Annotated in this window: 22 protein-coding genes; 7 read left to right on the plus strand and 15 right to left on the minus strand. The window is 71.5% G+C overall.

Annotated features, from left to right (window positions below):
- The first annotated feature begins 72 nt into the window (after positions 1-72).
- Complete coding sequence (locus tag ACIPV1_RS15580) at positions 73-918, plus strand: LuxR C-terminal-related transcriptional regulator (protein ID WP_111083538.1); 846 nt, start codon at positions 73-75, stop codon at positions 916-918.
- Here ACIPV1_RS15580 and ACIPV1_RS15585 read toward each other — a convergent pair.
- The 7 genes from ACIPV1_RS15585 to ACIPV1_RS15615 form a co-directional block, all read right to left on the minus strand.
- Entirely contained in the window at positions 902-1,603 is a 702-nt protein-coding gene (locus ACIPV1_RS15585; protein WP_123937009.1) for a response regulator, read from the minus strand. The genes ACIPV1_RS15580 and ACIPV1_RS15585 overlap by 17 nt on opposite strands.
- Positions 1,600-4,092, minus strand: a complete 2,493-nt coding sequence (locus tag ACIPV1_RS15590; RefSeq protein WP_123937010.1) for an ATP-binding protein — start codon at positions 4,090-4,092, stop codon at positions 1,600-1,602. Before ACIPV1_RS15590 ends, ACIPV1_RS15585 begins: the two co-directional genes overlap by 4 nt.
- 126 nt (positions 4,093-4,218) lie before the next feature.
- On the minus strand, positions 4,219-4,824 hold the full coding sequence (kdpC, locus tag ACIPV1_RS15595; protein ID WP_402726756.1) for a potassium-transporting ATPase subunit KdpC: 606 nt from the start codon (positions 4,822-4,824) through the stop codon (positions 4,219-4,221).
- A 2-nt stretch (positions 4,825-4,826) separates the two neighbouring features.
- Positions 4,827-6,920, minus strand: coding sequence for a potassium-transporting ATPase subunit KdpB (gene kdpB / locus ACIPV1_RS15600; RefSeq protein WP_402726757.1), 2,094 nt, complete (start codon positions 6,918-6,920; stop codon positions 4,827-4,829).
- Positions 6,917-8,617, minus strand: a complete 1,701-nt coding sequence (kdpA, locus tag ACIPV1_RS15605; RefSeq protein WP_402726758.1) for a potassium-transporting ATPase subunit KdpA — start codon at positions 8,615-8,617, stop codon at positions 6,917-6,919. Before kdpA ends, kdpB begins: the two co-directional genes overlap by 4 nt.
- The gene (locus tag ACIPV1_RS15610; RefSeq protein ID WP_017887940.1) at positions 8,617-8,706 is read right to left on the minus strand and encodes a potassium-transporting ATPase subunit F; all 90 of its coding nucleotides are present in this window, start codon (positions 8,704-8,706) and stop codon (positions 8,617-8,619) included. The genes kdpA and ACIPV1_RS15610 overlap by 1 nt, the downstream gene beginning before the upstream one ends.
- Positions 8,703-8,840, minus strand: coding sequence for a hypothetical protein (locus tag ACIPV1_RS15615; protein WP_155896901.1), 138 nt, complete (start codon positions 8,838-8,840; stop codon positions 8,703-8,705). Before ACIPV1_RS15615 ends, ACIPV1_RS15610 begins: the two co-directional genes overlap by 4 nt.
- Positions 8,841-8,966: 126 nt before the next feature.
- Between ACIPV1_RS15615 and ACIPV1_RS15620 the strand changes: the two genes are divergently transcribed.
- On the plus strand, positions 8,967-9,317 hold the full coding sequence (locus tag ACIPV1_RS15620; protein WP_123937014.1) for a hypothetical protein: 351 nt from the start codon (positions 8,967-8,969) through the stop codon (positions 9,315-9,317).
- A 19-nt stretch (positions 9,318-9,336) separates the two neighbouring features.
- Here ACIPV1_RS15620 and ACIPV1_RS15625 read toward each other — a convergent pair whose 3' ends face one another.
- Complete coding sequence (locus tag ACIPV1_RS15625; RefSeq protein WP_402726759.1) at positions 9,337-10,284, minus strand: helix-turn-helix transcriptional regulator; 948 nt, start codon at positions 10,282-10,284, stop codon at positions 9,337-9,339.
- A gap of 62 nt (positions 10,285-10,346) precedes the next feature.
- Between ACIPV1_RS15625 and ACIPV1_RS15630 the strand changes: the two genes are divergently transcribed.
- Entirely contained in the window at positions 10,347-10,772 is a 426-nt protein-coding gene (locus ACIPV1_RS15630) for a VOC family protein (RefSeq protein ID WP_123937016.1), read from the plus strand.
- Between the two features lie 16 nt (positions 10,773-10,788).
- Here the strand turns inward: ACIPV1_RS15630 and ACIPV1_RS15635 are convergent, their stop codons facing one another.
- Positions 10,789-11,619, minus strand: coding sequence for a putative RNA methyltransferase (locus ACIPV1_RS15635; RefSeq protein ID WP_123937017.1), 831 nt, complete (start codon positions 11,617-11,619; stop codon positions 10,789-10,791).
- Positions 11,620-11,654: 35 nt separating this feature from the next.
- On the opposite strand from ACIPV1_RS15635, the gene ACIPV1_RS15640 reads away from it, so the two are divergent.
- Genes ACIPV1_RS15640 through ACIPV1_RS15655 form a run of 4 tightly spaced genes read left to right on the plus strand, consistent with a single transcriptional unit; the run spans position 11,655 to position 14,620 of the window.
- A complete protein-coding gene (locus tag ACIPV1_RS15640) occupies positions 11,655-12,410 on the plus strand; it encodes an SDR family NAD(P)-dependent oxidoreductase (protein ID WP_123937018.1) in 756 nt (251 codons plus the stop codon).
- A 49-nt stretch (positions 12,411-12,459) separates the two neighbouring features.
- The gene (locus ACIPV1_RS15645) at positions 12,460-13,080 is read left to right on the plus strand and encodes a hypothetical protein (protein WP_402726760.1); all 621 of its coding nucleotides are present in this window, start codon (positions 12,460-12,462) and stop codon (positions 13,078-13,080) included.
- Between the two features lie 51 nt (positions 13,081-13,131).
- Positions 13,132-14,070, plus strand: coding sequence for an aldo/keto reductase family oxidoreductase (locus ACIPV1_RS15650; RefSeq protein WP_123937020.1), 939 nt, complete (start codon positions 13,132-13,134; stop codon positions 14,068-14,070).
- Between the two features lie 22 nt (positions 14,071-14,092).
- Complete coding sequence (locus ACIPV1_RS15655; RefSeq protein ID WP_123937021.1) at positions 14,093-14,620, plus strand: GNAT family N-acetyltransferase; 528 nt, start codon at positions 14,093-14,095, stop codon at positions 14,618-14,620.
- A 93-nt stretch (positions 14,621-14,713) separates the two neighbouring features.
- On the opposite strand, the gene ACIPV1_RS15660 is transcribed toward ACIPV1_RS15655, so the two are convergent.
- From ACIPV1_RS15660 to ACIPV1_RS15685, 6 genes are all read right to left on the minus strand, one after another.
- Positions 14,714-14,932, minus strand: a complete 219-nt coding sequence (locus ACIPV1_RS15660; protein WP_123937022.1) for a hypothetical protein — start codon at positions 14,930-14,932, stop codon at positions 14,714-14,716.
- A gap of 67 nt (positions 14,933-14,999) precedes the next feature.
- On the minus strand, positions 15,000-18,167 hold the full coding sequence (locus ACIPV1_RS15665) for a GH92 family glycosyl hydrolase (RefSeq protein WP_402726761.1): 3,168 nt from the start codon (positions 18,165-18,167) through the stop codon (positions 15,000-15,002).
- 47 nt (positions 18,168-18,214) lie between these two features.
- On the minus strand, positions 18,215-19,858 hold the full coding sequence (locus ACIPV1_RS15670) for a serine/threonine-protein kinase (RefSeq protein ID WP_123937023.1): 1,644 nt from the start codon (positions 19,856-19,858) through the stop codon (positions 18,215-18,217).
- Between the two features lie 107 nt (positions 19,859-19,965).
- Positions 19,966-21,162: a Fic family protein gene (locus ACIPV1_RS15675; RefSeq protein ID WP_123937024.1), complete on the minus strand. Its 1,197-nt coding sequence runs from the start codon at positions 21,160-21,162 to the stop codon at positions 19,966-19,968.
- A gap of 85 nt (positions 21,163-21,247) precedes the next feature.
- Positions 21,248-22,069: a phosphatase PAP2 family protein gene (locus tag ACIPV1_RS15680; protein ID WP_123937025.1), complete on the minus strand. Its 822-nt coding sequence runs from the start codon at positions 22,067-22,069 to the stop codon at positions 21,248-21,250.
- 32 nt (positions 22,070-22,101) lie between these two features.
- Positions 22,102-22,704 carry a TetR/AcrR family transcriptional regulator gene (locus ACIPV1_RS15685; protein ID WP_123937026.1) on the minus strand — a complete coding sequence of 201 codons (603 nt, stop codon included), beginning with the start codon at positions 22,702-22,704 and terminating at the stop codon, positions 22,102-22,104.
- Between the last annotated feature and the right edge of the window lie 64 nt (positions 22,705-22,768).

Genomic DNA, 22,768 nt, shown 5'->3' on the forward strand with positions numbered 1-22,768 from the left:
CCCGCGTCGGCAGGCATCCCACCCGATCGGGTGGCCCCGTCCGCACGGGTGGGACAGGTAGGTTCGGCTCCCATGGACGCCATCGCACCCGACCGGGAGGCCCGTGGCGAGCCCGCCAGTCGGCTCGCCGCCTCGGAGCACGCCCGGACCGTCGCCGAGCAGGCGGACCGTCAGGCGCTCACCCTCGAGTCCGTGCTCGCCGTGCTCCGGTCACCACGGGTGTCGGACGCCGCCGCGCGGGCCGAGGCCGTCGAGATCGCGTCGGCAGCACTCGTCGACCTGCGCACCGAGACCGACCACCAGCGCAGCACCCTGCTGGAGCCGGTCACCGGGGCGTTCTCGCGCCTCCGAGCCGACCTGCGCCCGCTCGTCCGGTTCGGCGACCTCGACGTGCAGTTCGTCGAGCCGCCGACCACCGGCCGCGCACTGCCGGGCGACGTCGCCCACGCGGCCCGCGCCATCGTCCGGACCGCCGTGCTCGCCCTGGTCGACGGTGGTGCGGCCAAGCGGGTCCGCATCCAGTGGGACTGCGACGGCCGGAACCTGCTCATGCAGCTCCGCGACGACGGCTCCGGCACCCTCGACGTGCACGACGACGCCATGCGGCCGATCGCAGAACGGGTCGTCACCCTCGACGGCCGCGTCCAGGTGTCGAGCACGCCGGACTGGGGCTCGGTCCTCGACATCTCGCTGCCCCTCGACCCCTCGCCGACCGAGGTGGACTCGGTCGCGGACGACGACCTCACCCCGCGGGAGCGCGACGTGCTGCGGCTGCTCGCGACGGGCGTCGGCAACCGCGAGATCGCCGAGGGCCTGGGCATCAGCGTCAACACCGTGAAGTACCACGTGGCGAACCTGCTCCGGAAGCACGGGGCCCGCACCCGTGCCGAGCTCGCCGCCTTCAGTTCCCGGGCGTGACCCCGGAGGGGCTGAAGCGGTAGCCCATGCCGGACTCGGTGACCAGGTACCGCGGGGTCGCCGAGTCGGGCTCGAGCTTCCGCCGCAGCTGCGCCATGTACAGCCGCAGGTACCCGGAGTCGTTGCCGTGCGAGGGCCCCCACACCTCGGTCAGGAGCATCTCGCGGGTCATCAGCCGGTCGGGGTTCGTGACGAGCACCTCGAGCAGGCGCCACTCCGTCGGGGTCAGCCGGATCGCGGGACCGCTGGCCGGGGTGACCTGCTTCGCGACGAGGTCCACGACGAGGTCGCCGATCCGGATCGTCGGCGCGCTGTCGACGCCGGCCGGGGCACGGCGTCGTCCGAGGGCTCGCAACCGCGCCAGCAGCTCGTCCATCTGGAACGGCTTCGTCACGTAGTCGTCCGCGCCGGCGTCGAGTGCGTCGACCTTGTCTGACGAGTCGGTCCGGCCGGACAGCACGAGCACCGGCACCTGCGACCACCCCCGGATGCCCTCGAGCACCCCGATCCCGTCGAGTCGGGGCATGCCCAGGTCGAGCAGCACCAGGTCGGGCCGTTCGGTGATGACGGCGTCGATCGCCGCGCGCCCGTCCTTCGCCGTCACGACCTCGTACCCGCGGGCAGCGAGCGTGACGGAGAGCGCTCGGACGAGTTGCGCGTCGTCGTCCGCGATCAGGACCTTCACCGGAGCTCCACTCCCACGTGCCCGGCGATCGGCAGCCGCACCACGACGGTGAGCCCACCACCCGGGGTGTCGTCGACCTCGATCGTGCCGCCCATGCCCTCGGTGAAGCCCCGCGCGAGTGCGAGACCGAGCCCGAGGCCCGTCTCGTTGTCGGTGTCGCCGAGCCGTTGGAACGGCTGGAAGACCTCGTCGACCCGGTCCGACGGGATCCCCGGACCGTGGTCGGCGATCCGGAGCTCGACCCCGCCTCCGAAGGCGCTCGCCGCGACGCGCACGCGGGTGCCGTCGGGTGCGTAGCGGACGGCGTTCGCGAGCAGGTTCACGACGACCCGCTGCAGCAGGACCGGGTCGGCGAGCACCGGCGGCAGGTCCGCCGGCAGGTCGAGGTCGACGTCGTCGGGCCCGAGCTCGAGCTCGTCGAGCGCCGGTGCGACCACGGTGTCGAGGGCCAGCGGCCCGGACGCGACCGCGAGCACACCCGCCTGCACACGACTGACGTCCAGCAGGTCTGCCAACAGCACCGCCAGCTGACCGAGGCTCTCGTCGGCGGTCGCGAGCAGTGCCTCCCGGTCGGCCCTGGACAGGTCGACGTCCAGCGCACGCAACGACTGGACGGCGGCCGAGGCGGCCGCGATCGGCCGCCGCACGTCGTGGCCGACGGCCGCGAGGATCGCGCTGCGGACGCGGTCCGCCGCCGCGATCCGCTCCGCGTCCAGCGCGGTGCGCGTCAACGAGCGGTGTTCGACCGCGGCGTCGAGCTGCTGCTCGACGACGCGCAGCAACCGGCGCTGGGTCGGGTCGTCCGGAGCGCCCGCGAACTCGAGCACGGCACCGGACGGGAGGCTCGTGGACGCGTCCGGCGATTCGCCGAACGTCCCCGACGTGGCCGGCTCCTCGTTCCCCTGCCGGATCCGGACGCCGGCGAACCCGAAGGCCTCGCGGGTGCGGTCGAGCAGGGCCTGCAGGGCGTCGTCGCCGCGGAGGACGCTGCCGGCGATCCCCATCAGCAGACCCGACTCCGCCGCGGCGCGACGGGCGGCACGCGAACGTCTGGCGGACCGGTCGACCACGAAGCTGACGAGCACGGCACTGATGACGTACATGACCAGGGCGAAGAGGTGCCACGGCTGCTGCACCGTGACCATGTGCAGGGGTTGGACGAAGAAGAAGTCGAGGCTCAGTCCGGACAGCACCGCCGTGAACACCGCCGGCCACATCCCGCCGACGAGCGCCACGACGAGCACCAGCAACTGGTACGCCAGGACGTCCACGGTGATGGCGTCGGGGTCGCTGCCGATCGACAGGACCCAGGTGAGCAGGGGCCCGACCAGGACCGAGAGCACGAACGCGGCGAGGACCCGTCCGCGGGACAGACTGCCGCCGAGCTTCGGCAGGGCGAAGCCACCACCGGCGCGCTCGTGCGTGACGACGTGCACGTCGATGTCGCCGGACTCACGGATCACGGTGTTGCCGATGCCCGGGCCAGTCAGGGCCGCGGCGAGCCGACTGCGACGGCTGACGCCGATGACGATCTGGGTCGCGTCGATCGACCGCGCGAACCGCACGAGGGTCGACGGCACGTCGTCGCCGACCACCTGGTGGTACGTCCCGCCGAGCTGTTCGAGCAGGGTGCGCTGGGCACCGAGCGCCCCCGGGTGCCGCTCGCGCAGGCCGTCGTTCGTCGTCACGTGCACGGCCGCGAGTTCGCCCCCGGCACTGCGGGCAGCGATGCGGGCCCCTCGGCGCAGCAGGGTCTCGCCCTCGGGGCCGCCGGTCAGGGCGACCAGCACGCGCTCACGGGTCTCCCACCGGTGCTCGATGCCGTGCTCGGCGCGGTAGGCCTTGAGCGCGTCGTCGACCTCGTCCGCCAGCCAGAGCAGCGCGATCTCGCGCAACGCCGTCAGGTTCCCGAGCCGGAAGTAGTTCGACAGGGCCGCATCGATCCGGGCAGCCGGGTACACGAGCCCGTCGGAGAGCCGCTCGCGCAAGGCGGCCGGTGCCAGGTCGACGACCTCGATCTGGTCGGCCGCGCGCACCACGGCGTCGGGGACGGTCTCGCGCTGCACGGTGCCCGTGATCTCGCGGACCACGTCACCGAGGGACTGCATGTGCTGCACGTTGACCGTCGAGATGACGTCGATGCCGGCGGCCCGCAGCGCTTCGACGTCCTGCCAGCGCTTCTCGTTCGGACTGCCGGGAGCGTTCGTGTGCGCGAGTTCGTCGACGAGGGCGACCTCGGGCGCTCGCCGGAGCACCGCGTCGAGGTCCAGGTCGTCGAGCTCCACACCGCGGTGGTCCACGGTGCGGCGCGGGACGACCTCGAGGCCGTCGACGAGCGCGGCGGTGGCAGCACGTTCGTGCGTCTCGACCACGGCGACGACGACGTCCCGGCCCTCGTCGAGCAGCCGGCGGCCCTCCTCGAGCATGGTGAACGTCTTGCCGACGCCCGGTGCGGCACCGAGCAGGACCCGTAGCTTGCCGCGCTTCACGTGCTCATCCTCTCGCGTCGAGTTCCGCAGCGGGTGCGAAGCCGGGCGCAGGGCGGGATCGCGCCCCTGTGTGGTCATCGCGCCCCGGTGAGTCGGGGCGCGATGACCACCGCGGGGCGCGATCGATCACGAGGACGCCTTCGCCAGCGCGAGGTTCAGGGCCAGCACGTTCACGACGGGTTCGCCGAGGAACCCGAGCTGACGCGACTCGGTGTGCGATGCGACCAACTGCCGCACCGTGTCCTCGGACACGCCCCGCGCCGCAGCCACCCGCGCCACCTGCTGCGCCGCGTACGCCGGGCTGATGTCCGGGTCGAGACCCGAGCCCGAGGCCGTCACGGCGTCGGCCGGCACCTCGGACACGGACACACCGTCGGCCTTCGCGACCGCCTGCTGCCGCTCCTTGACGGCCTTCAGCAGGTCCGGGTTGTTCGGCCCGAGGTTCGAGCCGGACGAGGCCCCGGCGTCGTAGCCGTCCTCGCCAGCTGCGGAGGGCCGCGACTGGAACCAGCGATCAGCCTGCTTGCCGGAGAACGACTGCCCGATGAGCGAGGACCCCACGACGGCGCCCGACGAGTCGGTGACCTCCGAGCCGTTGGCCTGCTCGTGGAACACCCCCTGGCCGACGCCCCAGACGGCGAGCGGGTAGCCGACGCCGAGCACGACGGTGGCGAGCAGGGTGAGGCGGATGGCCACACCAGCGGAACGGACGGTGGAACGTGCAGATGCCATGACTAGAACCCCGGGATGAGACCGACCACGAGGTCGATCAGTTTGATGCCGATGAAGGGGACGATCACGCCGCCGAGCCCGTAGACGAGCAGGTTGCGGCCGAGGATCGACGACGCTGCGGCGGCGCGGTACTTGACGCCGCGCAGTGACAGCGGGATGAGCGCCACGATGACGAGCGCGTTGAAGACGACGGCGGACAGGATCGCGGACGACGGGCTGTGCAGCCCCATGATGTTGAGCGCCGCGAGCCCGGGGAACGCCGCCTGGAACATCGCCGGGATGATCGCGAAGTACTTCGCGACGTCGTTCGCGATGGAGAAGGTGGTCAGGGCACCACGGGTGATGAGCAACTGCTTGCCGATCCGGACGACGTCGATCAGCTTGGTCGGGTCGGAGTCGAGGTCGACCATGTTGCCCGCCTCCTTCGCCGCCGTCGTGCCGGTGTTCATCGCGACGCCGACGTCCGCCTGCGCCAGGGCCGGGGCGTCGTTGGTGCCGTCGCCGGTCATCGCGACGAGGTTGCCGCCCTCCTGCTCGCGCTTGATGTACGCGAGCTTGTCCTCCGGGGTGGCCTCGGCCAGGAAGTCGTCGACGCCGGCCTCGTGCGCGATCGCAGCCGCGGTGCGGGGGTTGTCGCCGGTGATCATCACCGTGCGGATGCCCATCGACCGGAGCTCGGCGAACCGCGACGCCATGCCGTCCTTGACGACGTCCTTCAGGTGCACGACGCCGAGCAGGGCGACCGCGCCGTCCGAGGAGCGGCGGCCGACGACCAGTGGGGTGCCGCCCTGGTCGGAGATCTCCGCGACGGTGGAGTCGATCGCGGCAACCAAACCGGCGTCGGGGGTGTCGGCCCAGGCCAGTACGGCCGCAGCGGCACCCTTCCGGATCTGCGACCCGTCCGGCAGGTCCAGGCCGGACATGCGCGTCTGCGCCGTGAACGGCACCTCGACGGCGCCGTCCGGCAGAGCCGGCGTGACCCCGGCCTCGGCAGCGAGCGACACGATCGAGCGGCCTTCGGGCGTCGAGTCCGCCGCGCTCGACAGGGCTGCTGCCGCCATCAGCGAGGCCTCGCTCACGCCCGGCACCGGCACCACGCGGGACGCCCGACGGTTGCCGTACGTGATCGTGCCGGTCTTGTCGAGCAGCAGGGTGGTGATGTCGCCGGCGGCCTCGACCGCGCGGCCCGACATCGCGAGCACGTTGTGCTGCACGAGCCGGTCCATGCCGGCGATGCCGATCGCGGAGAGCAGGGCCCCGATGGTGGTCGGGATCAGGCAGACGAGCAGTGCGATCAGGACGGGGACGCTGACCGTGGCACCGACGAGTCCCGCAATGGGCTGCATCGTCAGGCAGACGATCACGAAGACGATCGACAGCGAGGCGAGCAGGATGTTCAGCGCGATCTCGTTCGGCGTCTTCTGCCGGGCCGCACCCTCGACGAGGCGGATCATCCGGTCGATGAAGGTCTCACCCGGGGTCGAGGTGATGCGCACGATGATCCGGTCGGACAGCACGCGGGTGCCGCCGGTGACGGCACTGCGGTCGCCGCCGGACTCGCGGATGACGGGCGCGGACTCACCGGTGACGGCCGACTCGTCGACGGACGCGATGCCGTCGACGACGTCACCGTCACCCGGGATCACCTCGCCGGCGACGACGACCACCACGTCACCCTTGGCCAGGTCGACCGACGCGACCTCCTCGGTCTCGTTGGCGACGGCTGCGGCGTCGGCCGGGTCGTAGCCGAGCACCCGGCGGGCGCTCGTGGTCGAGCGGGTCTTCCGCAGCGTGTCGGCCTGGGCCTTGCCCCGGCCCTCGGCGACGGACTCCGCCAGGTTCGCGAAGACGACGGTGAGCCAGAGCCACACCGCGATGGCGATGGTGAAGGCGGACGGCTCGACGACGGCGGCCGCCGTCGTCAGGGCTGCGCCGACCTCGACGATGAACATGACGGGGTTCCGCCACATCAGTCGCGGATCGAGTTTCCGCAGGGCTCCCGGGAGGCCCGCCGCCAGTTGACGGGGTCCGAATGCGGACGAGCGGGTGGCCGGCTCCACTGCGGTGCGCGGTTCCGGCTCGGTGGTCACGGTCATGACAGTCCTTCTGCGAGCGGGCCCAGTGCGAGCACCGGGAAGTAGGTGAGTGCGGTGACGATGACGGCGACGCCGCCGAGCAGCCCGATGAACAGCGGGCGGTGGGTGGGCAGCGTGCCGGCGGTCTCGGGTACGCGGTCCTGGGCCGCGAGGGACCCGGCGAGCGCCAGGACGAACACCATCGGCACGAAGCGCCCCAGCAGCATCACGACGCCGAGCGCGGAGTTCATCCACGTGGTGTTCGCGGTGAGCCCGCCGAAGGCCGAGCCGTTGTTGTTCGCACCCGAGGTGAAGGCGTAGAGCAGCTCGGAGAGCCCGTGGTTGCCGGGGTTGAAGATCGACGTGCCGAGTACCTGTTCCCGGACACCGGGGATCACGAGCGAGAGTCCGGTCGCGAGGAGCACGAGGGTCGGCGTCACCAGGATGTACAGCGCCGCGAAGGTCATCTCCTTCGCGCGGATCTTCTTGCCGAGGTACTCCGGCGTCCGGCCGACGAGCAGGCCGCCGATGAACACCGTGATGACGGCCAGCACGAGCATGCCGTACAGGCCGGAGCCGACACCGCCCGGGGTGACCTCGCCGAGCATCATGTTGAGCATCGCCATCATCCCGCCGATCGGCGTGAAGCTGTCGAACATGCCGTTCACCGCTCCGGTCGAGGTCGCGGTCGACGTCGTGCCGAACAACGTGGTGCCGAGGATCCCGAACCGGGTCTCCTTGCCCTCCATCGCGGCGCCGGCTGCGTGTGTGGCGAGCCCCCCACCACTGAGCTCGGCGATCGACATCACCGACAGGGACACGAGTAAGATCGCGCCCATCACGGCGAGGATCGCGTAGCCCTGGCGGTCGTCCCCGACGAGCCGCCCGAACGTGCGCGGGAGCGAGAACGGGATGACGAGCATCAGGAAGACCTCGACGAGGTTCGTCCACGCCTGCGGGTTCTCGAACGGGTGTGCCGAGTTCGCGTTGAAGTAGCCGCCGCCGTTCGTGCCGAGTTCCTTGATCGCCTCCTGCGACGCCACGAACCCGTCCGGCAGGTGCTGCGTGCCACCGACCAGCGTGGTGACGTCGGTGCCGCTCCCCCACGACTGGATGACGCCGCCGGCGACGAGCACGATCGCGAAGACGAACGCGCCGGGCAGCAGCAGCCGACCGACGCCGCGGACGACGTCGACCCACACGTTGCCGAGCGTGCCGGACTTGCGGCGGGCGAACCCGCGCACCAGTGCCACGGCGACGGCGAGGCCGACGGCTGCGGACAGGAAGTTCTGCACCGCGAGGCCGGCCATCTGCACGCTGTACCCGACGGTGACCTCGGGCGAGTAGGACTGCCAGTTCGTGTTCGCGACGAACGACGCCGCGGTGTTGAACGCGAGCGACGGGCCGACGGCAGGGAGCCCGAGGTCGCCGGGCAGCACGACCTGGATGCGCTGCAGCAGGTAGACGAGCAGGAGCCCCACGACGCTGAAGAGCAGCACGCCGCGCAGGTACACGGGCCACGACTGCTCGGCGTCCGGGTCGACCCCGATCAGCCGGTAGATGCCGCGCTCGACCCGGTTGTGCCGGACGGGCGTGAAGACCTTCGCCATCCAGTCACCGAGCGGGCGGTAGGCGACGACGAGCAGCAGGACGAGTGTGGCGACCTGGGCGATGCCCGCCCAGACGTCTGCGGCGCCCGACGCGCCGACGGCGCCCACTAGAACCGCTCCGGACGCACGAGCGCCCAGACGAGGTACACGACTGCGGCGATGCCGAGGACGGCGGCCGCGATGGTGATGCCGATCACAGCCGTTCCACCCCCTTGGCGATCAGTGCCACCACGCCGAACACGGCGAGGACACCGGCGACGACGAACACGTCGAACACGAGGGACTCCAGAAGGTCTGCGGTGTCCGCGCCGGGCGACGCGGACGGCACCACGTGTGGTGCCTGGACCGATGCTGGATCCTGCACCGGGCCTCCAGTCCGCTCCTAACGGTTTCCTCACGCCGCCCTGGCGGACGCATGCGCCCCGCTAACGCGCGCTCGCCGTCCTACGATCGGAGCATGGTGATCCCTGCTCCCCCGACCCGCCCCGGAACGAGGGCGTCCGCCGTGGCCGGGAGCCTGCTCACCACGGCCGTGGTGTCGATCGGTGCGCTGTGGGCGGTCGTCTTCGGGCCGCTGTGGCTCTTCGGTGAGCAGCGGCAGCTCCTGCTCTGGTTCTGGGCCGTGCCGCTGGCGTTCGTGCCGTGGCTGGCCGCGATCGCGGCGCTCGTCCTCGCACTGGTGGGGTGGTCGCGCGGGCGCGGGCGGAAGCGCGCGGCGCTCGCCGTCTGCTGCGCCGTGGTCGTCCTGCTGGCACCGATCGCGATGGTGTTCGGCCCGGGCAGCGCGCTCGTCGACACGTCGGTCTGAGGCCCGAACGGGTCCGTCTTCAGTCCGCGGTCGAGGCGCTGAGTCGTGCGGACAGCGCGCGAACCGAGCGGGCGAGGTCCTCGGGACCCTCGACGACGAAGTCGACCGCGAACCCCGCGAACGCTCCGGCGAGCCCCGGCCAGGACAACGAGCCGAGCGTCACCCGACTCCGCTCGTCGGACAGGGGTTCGACGACGGCGTCCTCGGGCAGGTAGGGCGCGATCGTCCGGGCCTCGGCGGCCGTCATGGTGACCGAACCGACGCACGGCCACACGTCGGCCTGCGCCGATCCCTTGAAGGGCGCCGACACGAAGGCCACGGGGTCGCCACCGGGTACGGGCCGTGGGGTGAACGGCACCCGCGTACGCATCCGCGGGGTGATCCGGTCGATGCGATGGGTGCGCCAGTCGTCGCGGTCGAGGTCCCAGTCGAGCAGGTACCAGCGGCCGTTCCGCGCGATCACGGCGTGCGCTTCCACCCGGTGCGGGGTCTCGTGCTCGCCGTAGCCGAAGCGGAACACCTCGCGCAGGTGGACGGCCTCGCTCACCGCGACGAGCACGTCCGGGTCGGTCGTGGTCCGGCTCGTCGCGGTCACGGCCTGCACCGCGTCGATGCGCGACCGGAGCCGCGCTGGCATGACCTGCCGGATCGTCGCAAGCGCCCGGGCGGCCGACTCGGCGATGTCCGCGCCCGAGGCGGGGGCGACGGTCAGGGCGAGCGCGATCGCCACGGCCTGGTCGTCGTCGAACAGCAGCGGCGGCAGGTCCGAGCCCGCTGCGAGCCGGTACCCGCCAGCGGGCCCGCGCAGTGCCTCGACCCGGTACCCGAGCTCGCGGAGCCGGTCGACGTCACGGCGCACGGTACGGGGGCTGACCTCGAGGCGTCCGGCGAGCTCGTCGCCCGGCCAGTCGCGGTGCACCTGCAGCAGTGACAGCAGCGCGAGCATGCGCGAGGAGGGTCCGGCCATGTCGAGCATTCTCGTCGGAGAAGCGGACACGATCTGACCGCATTGCCGGTCATCCTCGTTCCATGAGCATCGAAACGACACCCCACCTCAACTTCGACGGCAATGCCCGCGAGGCCCTCGACTTCTACGCATCGGTCTTCGGCGGCGAGGTCACCGCCGCCACCTACGGCCAGATGGGCGCCCTCGACGACCAGGCCTGGGCCGACCGCATCGTCTTCGGCCAGGTCTCCACCGACGCCGGGTTCCGGGTCATGGCCTTCGACGTCTGGCCCGGGCAGCCCTACGACCAGGGATCGAACGCGTTCTACGTGTTCGTGCACGGCGACGACACCGCCGAGATCGAGCGGTACTGGGCCGTGCTGTCCGACGGCGCCGAGATCCGGCAGCCCCTCGCTCCCTCGGCCTGGGCGCCACTCGCCGGGCAGCTCCGCGACCGGTTCGGCGTGGTCTGGCAGCTCGACGTCGCCCCGGCCGACCGCTACCTGTAGTTCCCCGTGGCCGCGGTCAGCGCGTCGGCGTCCACGTCGACACGGTGACCGCGGCCGTCACCGTCGCTGGGGCGAACGCCGCGTCCGGTGCGACGTGGTGGTGGCTCGGCCCCATGTGCACGACGTCGTGGACGTCCTCGGCGGAGAGGTCCATCGTCCAGGTCAGGTCCTCGGAGGACCGCAGGACGAACGACGGCGTGAGCGACTCGTGCAACCGGCGCTCCTTCTCCGGGTCGACGGAGATCGTCGCCTCGGCCAGCTCCGCCAGGTGGCCGGTGCGCGGGGTCACGACGACCAGCACGCCCTCGGGGTGCAGGACACGGGCGTACTCGGTCTGGTTGCGCGGTGCGAAGACATCGAGGACGACGGCGGCAGCGTGGTCGACGACCGGGAGGCGCTCGGTCACGTCCCCGACGACGGCTCCGGCACGTTCGTGGACGCGGGCCGCGCGGCGGATCGCGATCGCCGACAGGTCCAACGCGACCCCGAGCCTCCCGTCCGCACCGTCCGGAACGTGCGCTGCGTCCAGCGCATGCGCCAGGTAGGTCCCCGGACCGGACCCGACGTCGAGCACGATTCCGGGGGCCGTCGCCTCGGCGACGACGTCGGCGAGCGCCCGCTCGACAGGCGCGTAGTGGCCCCGTCCCAGGAACCGCAGCCGCGCGTCGACCATCTCCGGGGTGTCCGCGGTGAGCGCCCGACGCTTCGCCGGCAGGAGCGTCAGGTGGCCCTGCTTGGCCTCGTCGAACCGGTGCCCGGTCGCACAGCCGACCTGGCCGCCGTCGACCCGACCGAGGGGCTCGGCGCACACGGGGCAGGCGAGCATCGGCAGCAGGTCGTCACGCACCGGCCCAGCGTACGGGGCCTCGCTAGCCTGGCCGGATGTCGCTGCAGCAGCTCTTCGGCCTCGACGGACGCACCGCCCTGGTGACGGGAGGCAGTTCCGGCATCGGACGCGCCATCGCCACCGCACTCGCCGACGCGGGTGCGCACGTGCTCGTCGCTGCTCGGACACGGTCAACCATCGACGCGACGGTCGACGACGTCCGCGCCGCTGGAGGATCGGCCGACGGCATCGTCGCCGACCTGTCCTCGCGCGCCGGAGCACACGCACTCGCCGATGCGGCGGGCGACGTCGACGTCCTCGTGAACTCCGCGGGGATCAACCTCCGGCCGCCGATGGCCGACCTCGACGAGGACACCTGGGACGCCACGATGGCCGTGAACCTCGACGCACCCTTCGTGCTCGGCCAGCGGCTCGCGCCCGGCATGGCCGCGCGCGGCCACGGCCGGATCATCAGCATCAGCTCGCAGCAGGCGCACCGTCCGTTCGCCTCGAGTGGCGCGTACGGGGTCTCCAAGGCAGGCCTGGAGGCACTGGCCCGGTCCCAAGCGGAGGCCTGGTCCGCGCAGGGGGTCACCTCCAACGTCCTCATCCCCGGTTTCGTACGGACGCCGCTCAACGAGCGGCTCGGTTCCGACCCGGCCGCGGTGTCAGCCCTCGCGGCGCGGACGCTGGTCGGCCGGAACGGACTCGCTTCGGACTTCGCCGCCGCTGCCGTGTTCCTCGCCGGCCCTGGTTCGGCGTACGTCACGGGGCAGTCCATCGCGGTCGACGGCGGGTTCTCCGTCCACTGACCTCGAGGTGCGCCGACGACAGGGTGCTGCGCAGCAGTACGGTCAGGACATGGCAGTCATCGAGCAGGCAACGCTCCGCCCCTCCAAGGCCGAGGCGCTCGCCGCCTGGCTGCCCGACCAGGCGTGGAGCGGCGTCGTCGCGGGAGCGCCGCTGCAGGTCGTCGGGCAGTTCCGGTTCGACGACCCCGCCGGCGAGGTCGGCGTCGAAGTGCTGCTCGCCCGCACCGAGGACGGCCGGGTCCTGCAGGCGCCACTGACCTACCGGGATGCACCGCTGCCCGGCGCCGACGCGTTCCTGGTCACCGAGATGGACCACTCCGTGCTCGGGCGACGCTGGGTGTACGACGCCGTGGGCGATCCGGTCCACGCCGACCTCCTGCGCCGGGCGATCGTCACCGGCGGGCACGAAGCGGAGCTCGAACTGGCGAACGATGCCGGACGGCGGCCGAAGGACGCCTGGGCCCACGGCAGCGGCTCCGAACCCGACTCCCCCGATGTCACCTCGGTGCACGCGACCACGACGGGCGCGGTGACGTCGATCGCGACCGACCACGGCACGATCGTCATCGCTCGGGTCGTCGGCACCGCCCTGCCCGAGGGCGAGAAGCTGACCGGTACGTGGACGGACGGCTCCGGAGTGCTCGCCGTCCTGCTGCCCGAACGCGCCTGAGGTACTGGCAGGGCCTGCCTGCACCGGGGACCGGCTGGCAGGATCGATGGCGTGAAGACACTGGAGTTGCCACAGACTGACCTCACCGCATCCGACGTCGTCGTCGGCTTGATGCGGATCAACGACATGAGCGACGAGGACATCCGCGCGCTCTACAGCGCCTCGCGTGACGCGGGCGTGAACATGTTCGACCACGCCGCGGTGTACGGCGAGTGGCACGGTTGCGAGGAGCGGTTCGGTGCCGCCGTGACGCTGTCGCCGGCGGAGCGCGCCGAGATCGTGCTGCAGACCAAGGTCGGCATCCGTCCGACCCCGAACGGCGCGTACTTCGACTTCTCGTACGAGCACATCCTCGAGTCGGTCGAGGAATCGCTCACCGCGCTGCAGACCGACTACGTCGACGTCCTGCTGCTGCACCGCCCCGACGCCCTGGTCGAACCGGAAGAGGTCGCGAAGGCCTTCGACGAGCTGCACGCCGCCGGCAAGGTGCACCACTTCGGCGTCTCGAACCACACCCCTGGCCAGGTCGACCTGCTCAAGAAGCACGTCCAGCAGCCGCTCGCCTTCAACCAGGTGCAGCTGAGCATCACGCACGCCAACGTCATCTCGCAGGGCCTCACGGCGAACATGGGTGGCCTCGACCAGTCGATCTCCCGCGACAACGACATCCTCAACTACTCGCGGATCAACGACATCACGCTGCAGGCCTGGTCGCCGTTCCAGAAGGGGTTCTTCGACGGCGTCTTCCTCGGCGACCGCGAGCAGTACGCCGACCTCAACGACGTCCTCGAGGAGATCGCCGCCGCGCACGGGGTCACCCCGACCGGCATCGCCGTCGCCTGGATCACCCGGCACCCCGCGCACTTCCAGGTCGTCCTCGGCACGACGAACCCGCAGCGCGTGCGCGACTCGGCGGCCGGCTCGGACGTCGAGCTGTCGCGCGAGGAGTGGTACCGCATCTTCACCGCCGCGGGGCACACCGTCCCGTGAGTCCATCGGGCAGGGTGGAGTCGTGCTCCACGACCTCACCCTGCCCGTCCGCCTGTCCGCCCGCGCCGGTTCGGTGGTGGTGCGGAACGCGGCCGACGGTGACCTCGACGCCCTGATGGCGCTGTTGTCCGACGACCCGATCAGTGCCGCCCGCGGCGATGTCGCCGCCCCGGAGGACCGCCCGCAGTACGCCGCGGCCCTTCGATCGATCACCGACGACCCGGCGAACGCGCTGCTCGTCGCCGAGGACGAGTCCGGTCGGCTCGTCGGCACGCTGCAGCTCACCCGGATCCCGGGCATGGCTCGCCGGGGTTCGACGCGGCTGCTCGTCGAGGCCGTCCGCGTGAGCAGTGCGCTCCGCTCGGGAGGCATCGGCAGCGCGCTGATGCGCTGGGTGACCGACGTCGCAGCGCCGGACCTCGGGACCCCGCTCGTGCAGCTCACCTCGGACGCCGCCCGGACGGATGCGCACCGGTTCTACGAGCGCCTCGGCTTCACCGGATCGCACGTCGGCTTCAAGTACCGCGTCCCAGACTCTTTCGCGCGCTGACGTTCTTTCCCAGAGCGCGCGCGATGCAAGACGGTTTCGGGCGTACCTGGTCGAAACTTCCGACCAGGTACGCCCGATTCGACCAGGTACGCCTCAGTCGGAGGACGCCGGGGCCCCCGAGGACGGGACGCGCACGTCGACCGGGGACACCGCGGCGGGGTCGGCGGAGGCGCCACCCACGACGTCGAAGGAGATCCCGAGCATCGCCGGGTCCTCGTCGAGCTCCAGCCCGTCCTCGCGGACCTGGTCCTCCGGGATTGCACGGCCACCAGACGGGTCCCACGAGTTCGCGATCGACATGCCGACGAGCATGCCGGGCGACCTTGAGTGACGCCTCTGAATCGCCGTAGAGCGAGCGATCAGTCGCGGTGGCCGGCGGTCAGGAACGATCCGCCGCGATCAGCTCGAGCTGCGTCAACCCGACGTCGGTACCCGCCGTGAACACGAACGACGAGCCGCCGCCGATGATCCGGAACACCCGGGTCTGCCCGGGCCAGGTGAACTCGGCGCCGTCGACGGCCGTGACCGTCTCGCCGAGGGACACCTGCCACGAGTACGACCCCGGGGTCGCCACCGTCACGGTGTACAGCGACGCGGCGGGGCAGTCCACGTCGAACGCCACCGACTCCTCCGCGGCGAGCGCCGTGACGGTCCGCCCGGTGTCGTCGACCAGTGCCGACGAGCCCTCCGACGACGTCCCGACGGGCAGCAGGTCGACCGGGGCGTCCCGGTAGCCGTGGACCTCGGAGGCCGACACCGGCCGGGTGTCCGATGCCCAGCCCTGCGGTTCGGACGACAGCGTGAAGACGATGTGCGACGCCGACACCACCACGTGGTGCGGGATGCTGACGGACGTCCAGGGCGAGCCGTCGACCGTCACCGACGCCACGTAGGCACCTGCGGAACCGTCGGCGATCTCGATGACGGTGGGCGTTCCTCCCGGCTGCTGCAGCACCGTCCTGCGGACCGACGGCGGCACGAGCACGTAGGTGCCCGTTGACGGCACCAGCGGGTACAGGCCGATCGTCGCGAAGACGTACCAGGCACTCATCTCGCCGTTGTCCTCGTCGCCGGGGTAGCCCTGGCCGAGGTCGGAACCGACGAACAGCCGCTCGAGCGACTCCCGGACGATGCGGTGCGCGTCGTCGTGCCGACCGGTGAACATCGGGAAGAACGGGATGTGGTGCGCCGGCTGATTGGACAGGCCGAGCATGCCCATCCGGACGTCACGGGCCTCGGTCATCTCGTGGATGGGGAAGCCGTACGCGCCGGAGCGGATGGTCGCGCCGGTCTCAGGTGTCGCGAAGAACGCGTCGAGGGCGGCGTCGAACCGCGCCGGGCCGCCGTGCAGGTCCACGATGCCGGCACCGTCGTGGGGTGCGGTGAAGGCCGTCCCCCAGGCGTTCGTCTCGGTGTAGTCGTCGCCCCAGTCGCGCGGGTCGAACTCGGTGCCGATCCGCCACGAGCCGTCGGGCTCGCGGCCGATGAAGAAGCCCCGCTCGGAGTCGAACACGTGCCGGTACTGCAGGGATCGCCGGGCGAACCACTCGGCCTCGGCCTCGTACCGGGACAGGTCGGCGGGCGTGCCCGCCCGCGACGCGAGCAGCCCCGCCATCACCGCGAGTCCCCAGTCGTTGATGGCGGCGTCGAGGGTCCAGGACATCCCTTCGGACGTCGCGGTGTCGACGTGGCCGCGGAAGGCGCCCGGGAGGCTCCCCTTCCGTCCGACGCGCTCGTCGCGCGGCGGGACGGTCGCGTTCCGCACTGCGCTCCGGTACGCCTCGGCGAGGTCGAACCCGGTGACGCCCTTCGCCGCGAGGTCGGCGAAGACGGTGTCGCTCGTGGTGCCCGTCATGCAGTCCTCGGCGCCGGGGGCGCTCCAGCGCGGGGTCCACCCGCCGTCGTGGTGGTGCTCGACGAAGCCCTGCGCGAGCTCGCCGGCGGTCTCCGGGGTGAGGAGTCCGAGGAGCGGCCAGGCGGTGCGGTAGGTGTCCCAGAACCCGTTCGTGGTGGTGAACGGCCCCTCGACGACCTCCGGCCCGGGCTCGTCACGGATCGGGTCGGCGAGGACGGCTCCGTACGGGGAACGGTGGTGCGGCGACCCGGTCAGGGCGGTCTCGCCGGCACGGTTCGGGTAGAGGAACAGCCGGTACAGGCCGGAGTACAGGCTCACCAGCTGGTCCGGGGTGGCTCCGTCGAACGACAGGGTCGCGAGCTTCTCCGTCCAGAGCGCCTCGGCGCGGGTGCACATGGCGTCGAAGGAGCCGGCGGCGTCGAGGTTCGCGCGGGCGTCCTCGATCGAGACGGTCGAGATACCGAGCAGGACGTCGACCGCTCCGTCACCGTCGACGGCCAGCCAGCCGCGCAGCTCGTGCTCGCCGATGCTGGTGTGGTCCGCGGTCACGTGCGGGATCCGGACGTGCACGTGGTGCGGCGGGGTGCCGGGGCGGTCGTCGAGCAGGGCCTCGACCACGGCGGTGCCGTCGGTCACGGTCACGGAGACGTCGGAGACCCACCCGTGGTGGTCGAGCACGATGCTGCGGGTACCGGTGAACCGGAAGCCGAGGGCGAACTCCCCCGCGGTCATCTCGGCCGTCACACCCTGGTCGAGGGCGACCCGGTACCGGTGCGGACCGTCAAGTTCGTCGTCGTGGTCGAAGCCGAGCGCGCGGGCGGCTCGGTCGACGTCGGGGGTGTCGAGCGGCGACGGCATGACCTGGAACACGCCGCGGTCCCCCATCCACGGCGACGGGATGTGGCTCGTCGCGAACGCCTGGATCGCCGGTCGGACCCGCCCGTCGACGTCGGTGCGCGCGTGCTCCTGGTACGCGTACGGCCAGCGGTTGCTCGACGCGTCGGTCATCGGCAGGCCGAAGACCCCGCCGTGCGGGATGCCGACGAGCGGCGCGTTGTTGCCGCGGGAGAACCGTGACGACGCCTGCGTGCCGCGGGTCGTGCGGACGTGGTCGAGCGGCGTGACCGGTGCCGGGCGTGCCGGGGCGATCCGGACGTCGTCGAGCCAGCCGCGCAGGGCTGGACGCTCCCCGTCGGCGTCCGACGGCTGCGTGTCGGAGCCGAGCCGGGCCTCCAGTCGGTCGACGACCAGCCCCGCGAACGGCGTGAGGTCCACCGCGCGACGGTTCCACTGGTCGACCCACTGCTTGCGGGCCGCGTCCTGCGCCTCGGGCGTGAGCGCGTCGCCGTACTGGTCGCGAGCCTGTCCACCGCGCGCGGCTTCGTGCGCGCTCAGTCGTGTGCCGTCGGTGAAGACCACGTCGACGGTGAAGGCCGTGGCGTCCCAGAAGTGCGGCAGGTCCGCCTCGGTGGGCTCGGCGGCGCCCTGCGGGAGCGTGCGTTCGGGGAACCAGACCCACGACAGTTCGTCGCCGGGTGCGACCACCCGGCCACCGGCCCCGGGGACGAGCGCCACGACAGCGCCGTCACCCGCGGGTCGTTCGACCAACCACCCCTCCGATGATCCGAAGCCGACACCGTTCCGCGCCGCGACGGCCGTCGTCGGCCCACCGCTCCGTTGCAGTTCTCGCACGGGTCCAGCGTATTTGGTCCAGCGTCTGGACGAAAACGCTCGGCGTGTCAGCCCTTGTTCTGCCCGGGCGCGTTCTCCGAGTTGCCCGGACCGGCGTCCGCTGAGGTGCCGGTCGTCGTATCGGTCGTCGTGTCGGCTGCGCCGTCGGCTGGGTCGGCGCCGTCCTGCGGCTCCTGCACCGGGTTCGAGACCGGCGCGCTCGGCTCCGGACCGACGGACGGCTCCTGGCTGGGCTCGGCGGGCTCGGTCGGCTGTTCAGCGGGCTCGGACGGCTGCTCGGCCGGCTCGGAGGGCTGCTGCTCGGCCGGCTCGCTCGGCTGCTGCTGCTCCTGGCTCGGCTGCTGCTCCTCGCTCGGCTGCTGCTCCTCGCTGGGCTGCTGCTCCGTCGGCGCGGTCGAGTTCGTGTCCGTCGGAGCCGGTGTGCCGTCGTCGTCACCGTTCAACGCGAACACCGCGACGCCGATGCCGACCAGCACCAGGACGACCACGACGATCGCCGTGATGATCGGCCCCTTGCGTCGCTTCTCGCGCTTCGCCGGGTCGTCACCGGAGCCCGGACGGACGGGTGGGGCCGCGGGTGGCACGCCGCCACCGCCGGTCGGACCGCCGGTGCCGCGCTGGGCACCGAGGACGGTGGTCGACACGTCGTCCGCGGCGTTCGGCTGCTGGGCGTCCATGACGCGGGTCGCGTCGTCCGCGCCCGGCTGTCCACCCGGACGGGAGGCACCACTCGCCGGCATCACGCGGGTCGCGTCGTCCGCGTGCGCGGCCATCGGAGCCGTGGCTGCGCCTGCGGCTCCGGCCGCGGCTGCTCCGGCTGCCGCGCCGGCACCGGCTGCCGTCAGCGTGCCAGGACCACCGGGCAGGAGCTGCGTAGCGGGCCCGGGCTCGTCGCGGCCCAGGGCGCGGAGTCGTTCGGCTGCCTCGGCCGCGCTCGGGCGCTCGGACGGGTCCTGCGCGGTCATCACGTGCAGGAGCGTGCGCCAGGCCGTCGGCAGGTGCTGGTCGATCTCCGGGCCGCGGGTGAGTCGCGCGGTCGCGGACTCGATGGCGCTGCCCGGGAACGGCGTCCCGCCGGTCAGGCACTCGAGCAGCACCAGCCCGAGCGCGTAGACGTCGGCCTTGCCGGTGATCTCCTGCGCCAGGACCTGCTCCGGCGCGAGGTACGCAGCTGTCCCCATCACGGTGCCCGTCCCCGTTACGCGCGAAGCGTCTCGGAGCAGGGCGATGCCGAAGTCGGCGAGCTTGACGTGGCTGCCGTCGCGCTCGAGCAGCACGTTGGCGGGCTTCACGTCGCGGTGGACGATGCCCTGGGCGTGCACGGCGCTCAGTCCGTCGGCAACCTGCGCGCCGACGCGGGCGGCGGTCGTGGGGTCGAGCGGTCCCTCGCGCAGCCGGGTGGCCAGGTCGCTACCGGGCACGAGCTCCATGACGAGGTACGAGTCCCCGTCCTCGTCGTCGAGGGCAGCGTCGTACAGGGTGACCAGGGCTGGGCTGCGCAGTGTCGCGAGCGTCTGGATCTCCGACTCGGCGCGGGCGCGTTCACCGTGGTCGACCGGTCCGATGCGGAACACCTTGACGGCGACCTCGCGGCCGAGCTGCTCGTCGACCGCCCGGTACACGGACGCCATGCCACCGTGTCCGAGCGTGCCCGTGACGCGGTACCTGCCGCCGAAGACCCGTTCTTCCATGACGGGCAACCTACCGGTAGCGGCTGACGGGCCCGCTCATCCGTCGAGTCCCGGCGCTTGGTGAGCAGAAGGTGTCGAGTCCATTCGACTGACTCGACGTCTTCTGCTCACTGAGGGGTTCCGCTCCCCGACCGCATCGTGACCTGGACGACGTTCGAGGCCCGGAAGACACGGATTCCCTGCCGCTCGACCTCGGACAAGATGTCGAGATCGACGAGCCGAGCGACGGCGTTGCTGGCGGCCTGGTAGGTCTTTCCCAGAGCATTGGCCAACATCGGAACCGTGACGAACGGCGCCCCGATGAGGTAGTCAGCCACGTCGAGGACCATTCCCCGCGCTCCGCTTGCTCGGATGCGATCGCGGTACTCCGCTTGCACCGCCAGAAGATCCGACATCCGGGCTCCTGTGTCCGTCGCGGAGCTGTGGATCCCGTCGGCGAAGAGCGCGACCCACTCGTCCCAGGCCCCCTCTGCACTGACCGCGGCCAGCGCATCCTGGTACTCCTCTCGCCGGGCCTCGAACCACGGCGAGACGCTCAGCAACGGCTCCGTGAGGACGTCAGATCGCATGAACTGCAGGACGATGAGCAAGCGACCGAGACGCCCGTTGCCGTCGATGAACGGGTGCAGCGTCTCGAACTGGTAGTGCGTGAGCGCTGCCGCGACCACTGGGTCGATGTCGCACAGAGGCGCCGTGTCCACCCATTCGAGGAGGTCACCCAACGCACTTCGCAGCGGCGTCCCCGGTGGCATCGGGACGAATCGGGCATCCTCGATGCCACCTCCGCGCGTTCCGATCGCCACTGGAACCGTCCGGATGTGTCCAGCTTGCGGTGTATCTGCGGCAGTGCCACGGACCAGTACCGACTGCAGTTCCTCGAGGAGACCGGTCGTGACGCGGCGCTCCTGCACCCAGGTGAACCCGAGCTCGGCGGTATCCACGTAGTTCAGTACCTCGGACAGAGCCGCGGACCGGTCAGCCTTCCCGACCGCTTCCGCGGCGAGGACGTCGTCCAGCGGCGCAAAGGTGCCCTCGAGCGCGGAGGTGCTCTGCGCCTCTCGCCGGAGAGTCGGAGCGCGCAAGATGCCGGGGTTCGGGATCAGAGATGATCCTTGCCGAAGCGCCCCGAGCGCCCGGTTCGCGCGGGCGACCTTGGTCCACGTCACTCCGGACAATGTCGGGACTTCACCGAGCGGGTCCGGTACGAAACCGAAGTGGTCGTACGAGCGGCCGGTCCGACCGTCGACTCCACGAACCGGAACGAGTTGACCGACGGGGCTGCTCCGGAAGCGCGTGAGGTCCATCGTTCCACTTTACGGATCAAAACTTGAACTCGAAGAGGGGTTGTTCAAGTTCCGAAGATGTTTCTGGAACAGGATCGATCGCAATTCAAGTCTTCTTGACGATGTCTGCGTCTGGAGTGGGCTCGGCACCGTGGCGGAGCGCCGTCAGGTACAGCCGGTGCGCCGTGATCACGAGGGCGAGCCAGGCGAGACCCAGCGCCCACGCCGCCAGTACGTCGGTCAGCCAGTGGTGCCCGAGGAACACCCGCGAGGCCCCGACCGACAGCACGAACAGGGTCCCGACGACGATCGTCCACACCCGCGTGACGACCCGCGACTGTCGCAGGAGCAACAGGTACACGATCGTCCCCACGATCACCGTCGCGTTGAGGGTGTGGCCGGACGGGAACGACGGCGAGTGCTCGTAGGGCGGTACCGCGTCGGAGAGCGGCGGACGCGCTCGACCGATGAGGTCCTTGCCCGCGATCGTCATGAGCAGCGAGCCGCCACTCGCCGCGACGAGCAGCACCAACGGGGTCCACGCCCGACGCTGGATGGTGAACCCGACCAGGAACCCGAGGGCGACGATGGGCATGCCGATCGTGCCCGCGATGTCGGTCCACCACGTGACCAGGCGATCCCCCACGGGCGACCGGAGGGTGAGTGCCCAGTCGAGCACCGGACGGTCGAGCACGGCGACGTCGTCGGCTTCGCGGACGGCGTCGTAGACCTCGGAGGCGAGCCAGGTCGCGACGACGGCAATGCCGATCCCGACGGCCAGCGTGAGCAGCAGGAGCGGCATCGCGCCGTACCGGTGACCGAGCGTGGTCCACCCCTGCGCGGTCGCCCGGCCCGCGCGGGTGCGCCAGCGGGTGAGGTCGACCTCGCCGACGGTGCGGTCGGCGGCGTCCCCGCGTTCGGTGTCCATCCGTCCACCCTGCCCAGGTGCGGCGGAGCCCGTCACGAAGTTCCGCCCACGAGTCGCTCGTCGCCGCCGGTCTCCGTCAACATGATCGTGGCTGTGCGTGCGGCCTCGAGCACCTCGTCGTCCGAGGCGTCGGACCCCTGCGCGGCGAACAATGCGGCGCTCACGGTATCGAACGCCATCTGCGCCCGGAGTCGATCAGCCCTCGGCGCGGCCTCGGGGAGCACCCGGTCGACGACGGCGTCGAACCAGGACCGGCGATCGGTTCCCTCGGCGGCCAGCTTCTGCATGATCGGGCGGTTGGCGTGCGCGAACCGCATGCCCTGCACGCGGTCGCGACCGGTGGACTCGACCCACCGCACCGCAGCCCGCCGCAGGAGGTCGGGCCCGGCCTGCTGCGACTCGACCCAGGCGATCAACTCGTCGATCTCGTTGCGCCGCCCGTCGAGGAGCGCCCGGACGATCGCCTCCTTGTTCGTGAAGTGGTAGTACAACGACGACTTCGTGATGTCGAGGGCCTCGGCGATGTCCCGGATGGACGTCCCCTCGTACCCACGCTCGGTGAACTGCTCGAGGGCGACCCGGAGGATCTGCGCCCTCGTCTCGCTGCCAGGTCGTCGGGTCGTGATCGCATCCATGACGTGCATCCTACTTGCCGAACGATCGTTCGGTAAGTAGTGTCGCCTCCAGCCGAACGATCGT

Source organism: Curtobacterium sp. NPDC089991, assembly GCF_044748425.1.
GTDB lineage: Bacteria > Actinomycetota > Actinomycetes > Actinomycetales > Microbacteriaceae > Curtobacterium.

Bases quoted from the DNA above. Each gene is read 5' to 3' on its own strand.
- kdpC (WP_402726756.1), bottom strand. From the start codon at position 4,824: ATGGCATCTGCACGTTCCACCGTCCGTTCCGCTGGTGTGGCCATCCGC.
- ACIPV1_RS15640 (WP_123937018.1), top strand. From the start codon at position 11,655: ATGTCGCTGCAGCAGCTCTTCGGCCTCGACGGACGCACCGCCCTGGTG.
- ACIPV1_RS15625 (WP_402726759.1), bottom strand. From the start codon at position 10,284: ATGGCCGGACCCTCCTCGCGCATGCTCGCGCTGCTGTCACTGCTGCAG.
- ACIPV1_RS15660 (WP_123937022.1), bottom strand. From the start codon at position 14,932: ATGCTCGTCGGCATGTCGATCGCGAACTCGTGGGACCCGTCTGGTGGC.
- ACIPV1_RS15680 (WP_123937025.1), bottom strand. From the start codon at position 22,069: ATGGACACCGAACGCGGGGACGCCGCCGACCGCACCGTCGGCGAGGTC.
- ACIPV1_RS15630 (WP_123937016.1), top strand. From the start codon at position 10,347: ATGAGCATCGAAACGACACCCCACCTCAACTTCGACGGCAATGCCCGC.
- ACIPV1_RS15670 (WP_123937023.1), bottom strand. From the start codon at position 19,858: ATGGAAGAACGGGTCTTCGGCGGCAGGTACCGCGTCACGGGCACGCTC.
- ACIPV1_RS15580 (WP_111083538.1), top strand. From the start codon at position 73: ATGGACGCCATCGCACCCGACCGGGAGGCCCGTGGCGAGCCCGCCAGT.
- ACIPV1_RS15620 (WP_123937014.1), top strand. From the start codon at position 8,967: ATGGTGATCCCTGCTCCCCCGACCCGCCCCGGAACGAGGGCGTCCGCC.
- kdpB (WP_402726757.1), bottom strand. From the start codon at position 6,920: ATGACCGTGACCACCGAGCCGGAACCGCGCACCGCAGTGGAGCCGGCC.
- ACIPV1_RS15685 (WP_123937026.1), bottom strand. From the start codon at position 22,704: ATGGATGCGATCACGACCCGACGACCTGGCAGCGAGACGAGGGCGCAG.
- ACIPV1_RS15675 (WP_123937024.1), bottom strand. From the start codon at position 21,162: ATGGACCTCACGCGCTTCCGGAGCAGCCCCGTCGGTCAACTCGTTCCG.
- ACIPV1_RS15645 (WP_402726760.1), top strand. From the start codon at position 12,460: ATGGCAGTCATCGAGCAGGCAACGCTCCGCCCCTCCAAGGCCGAGGCG.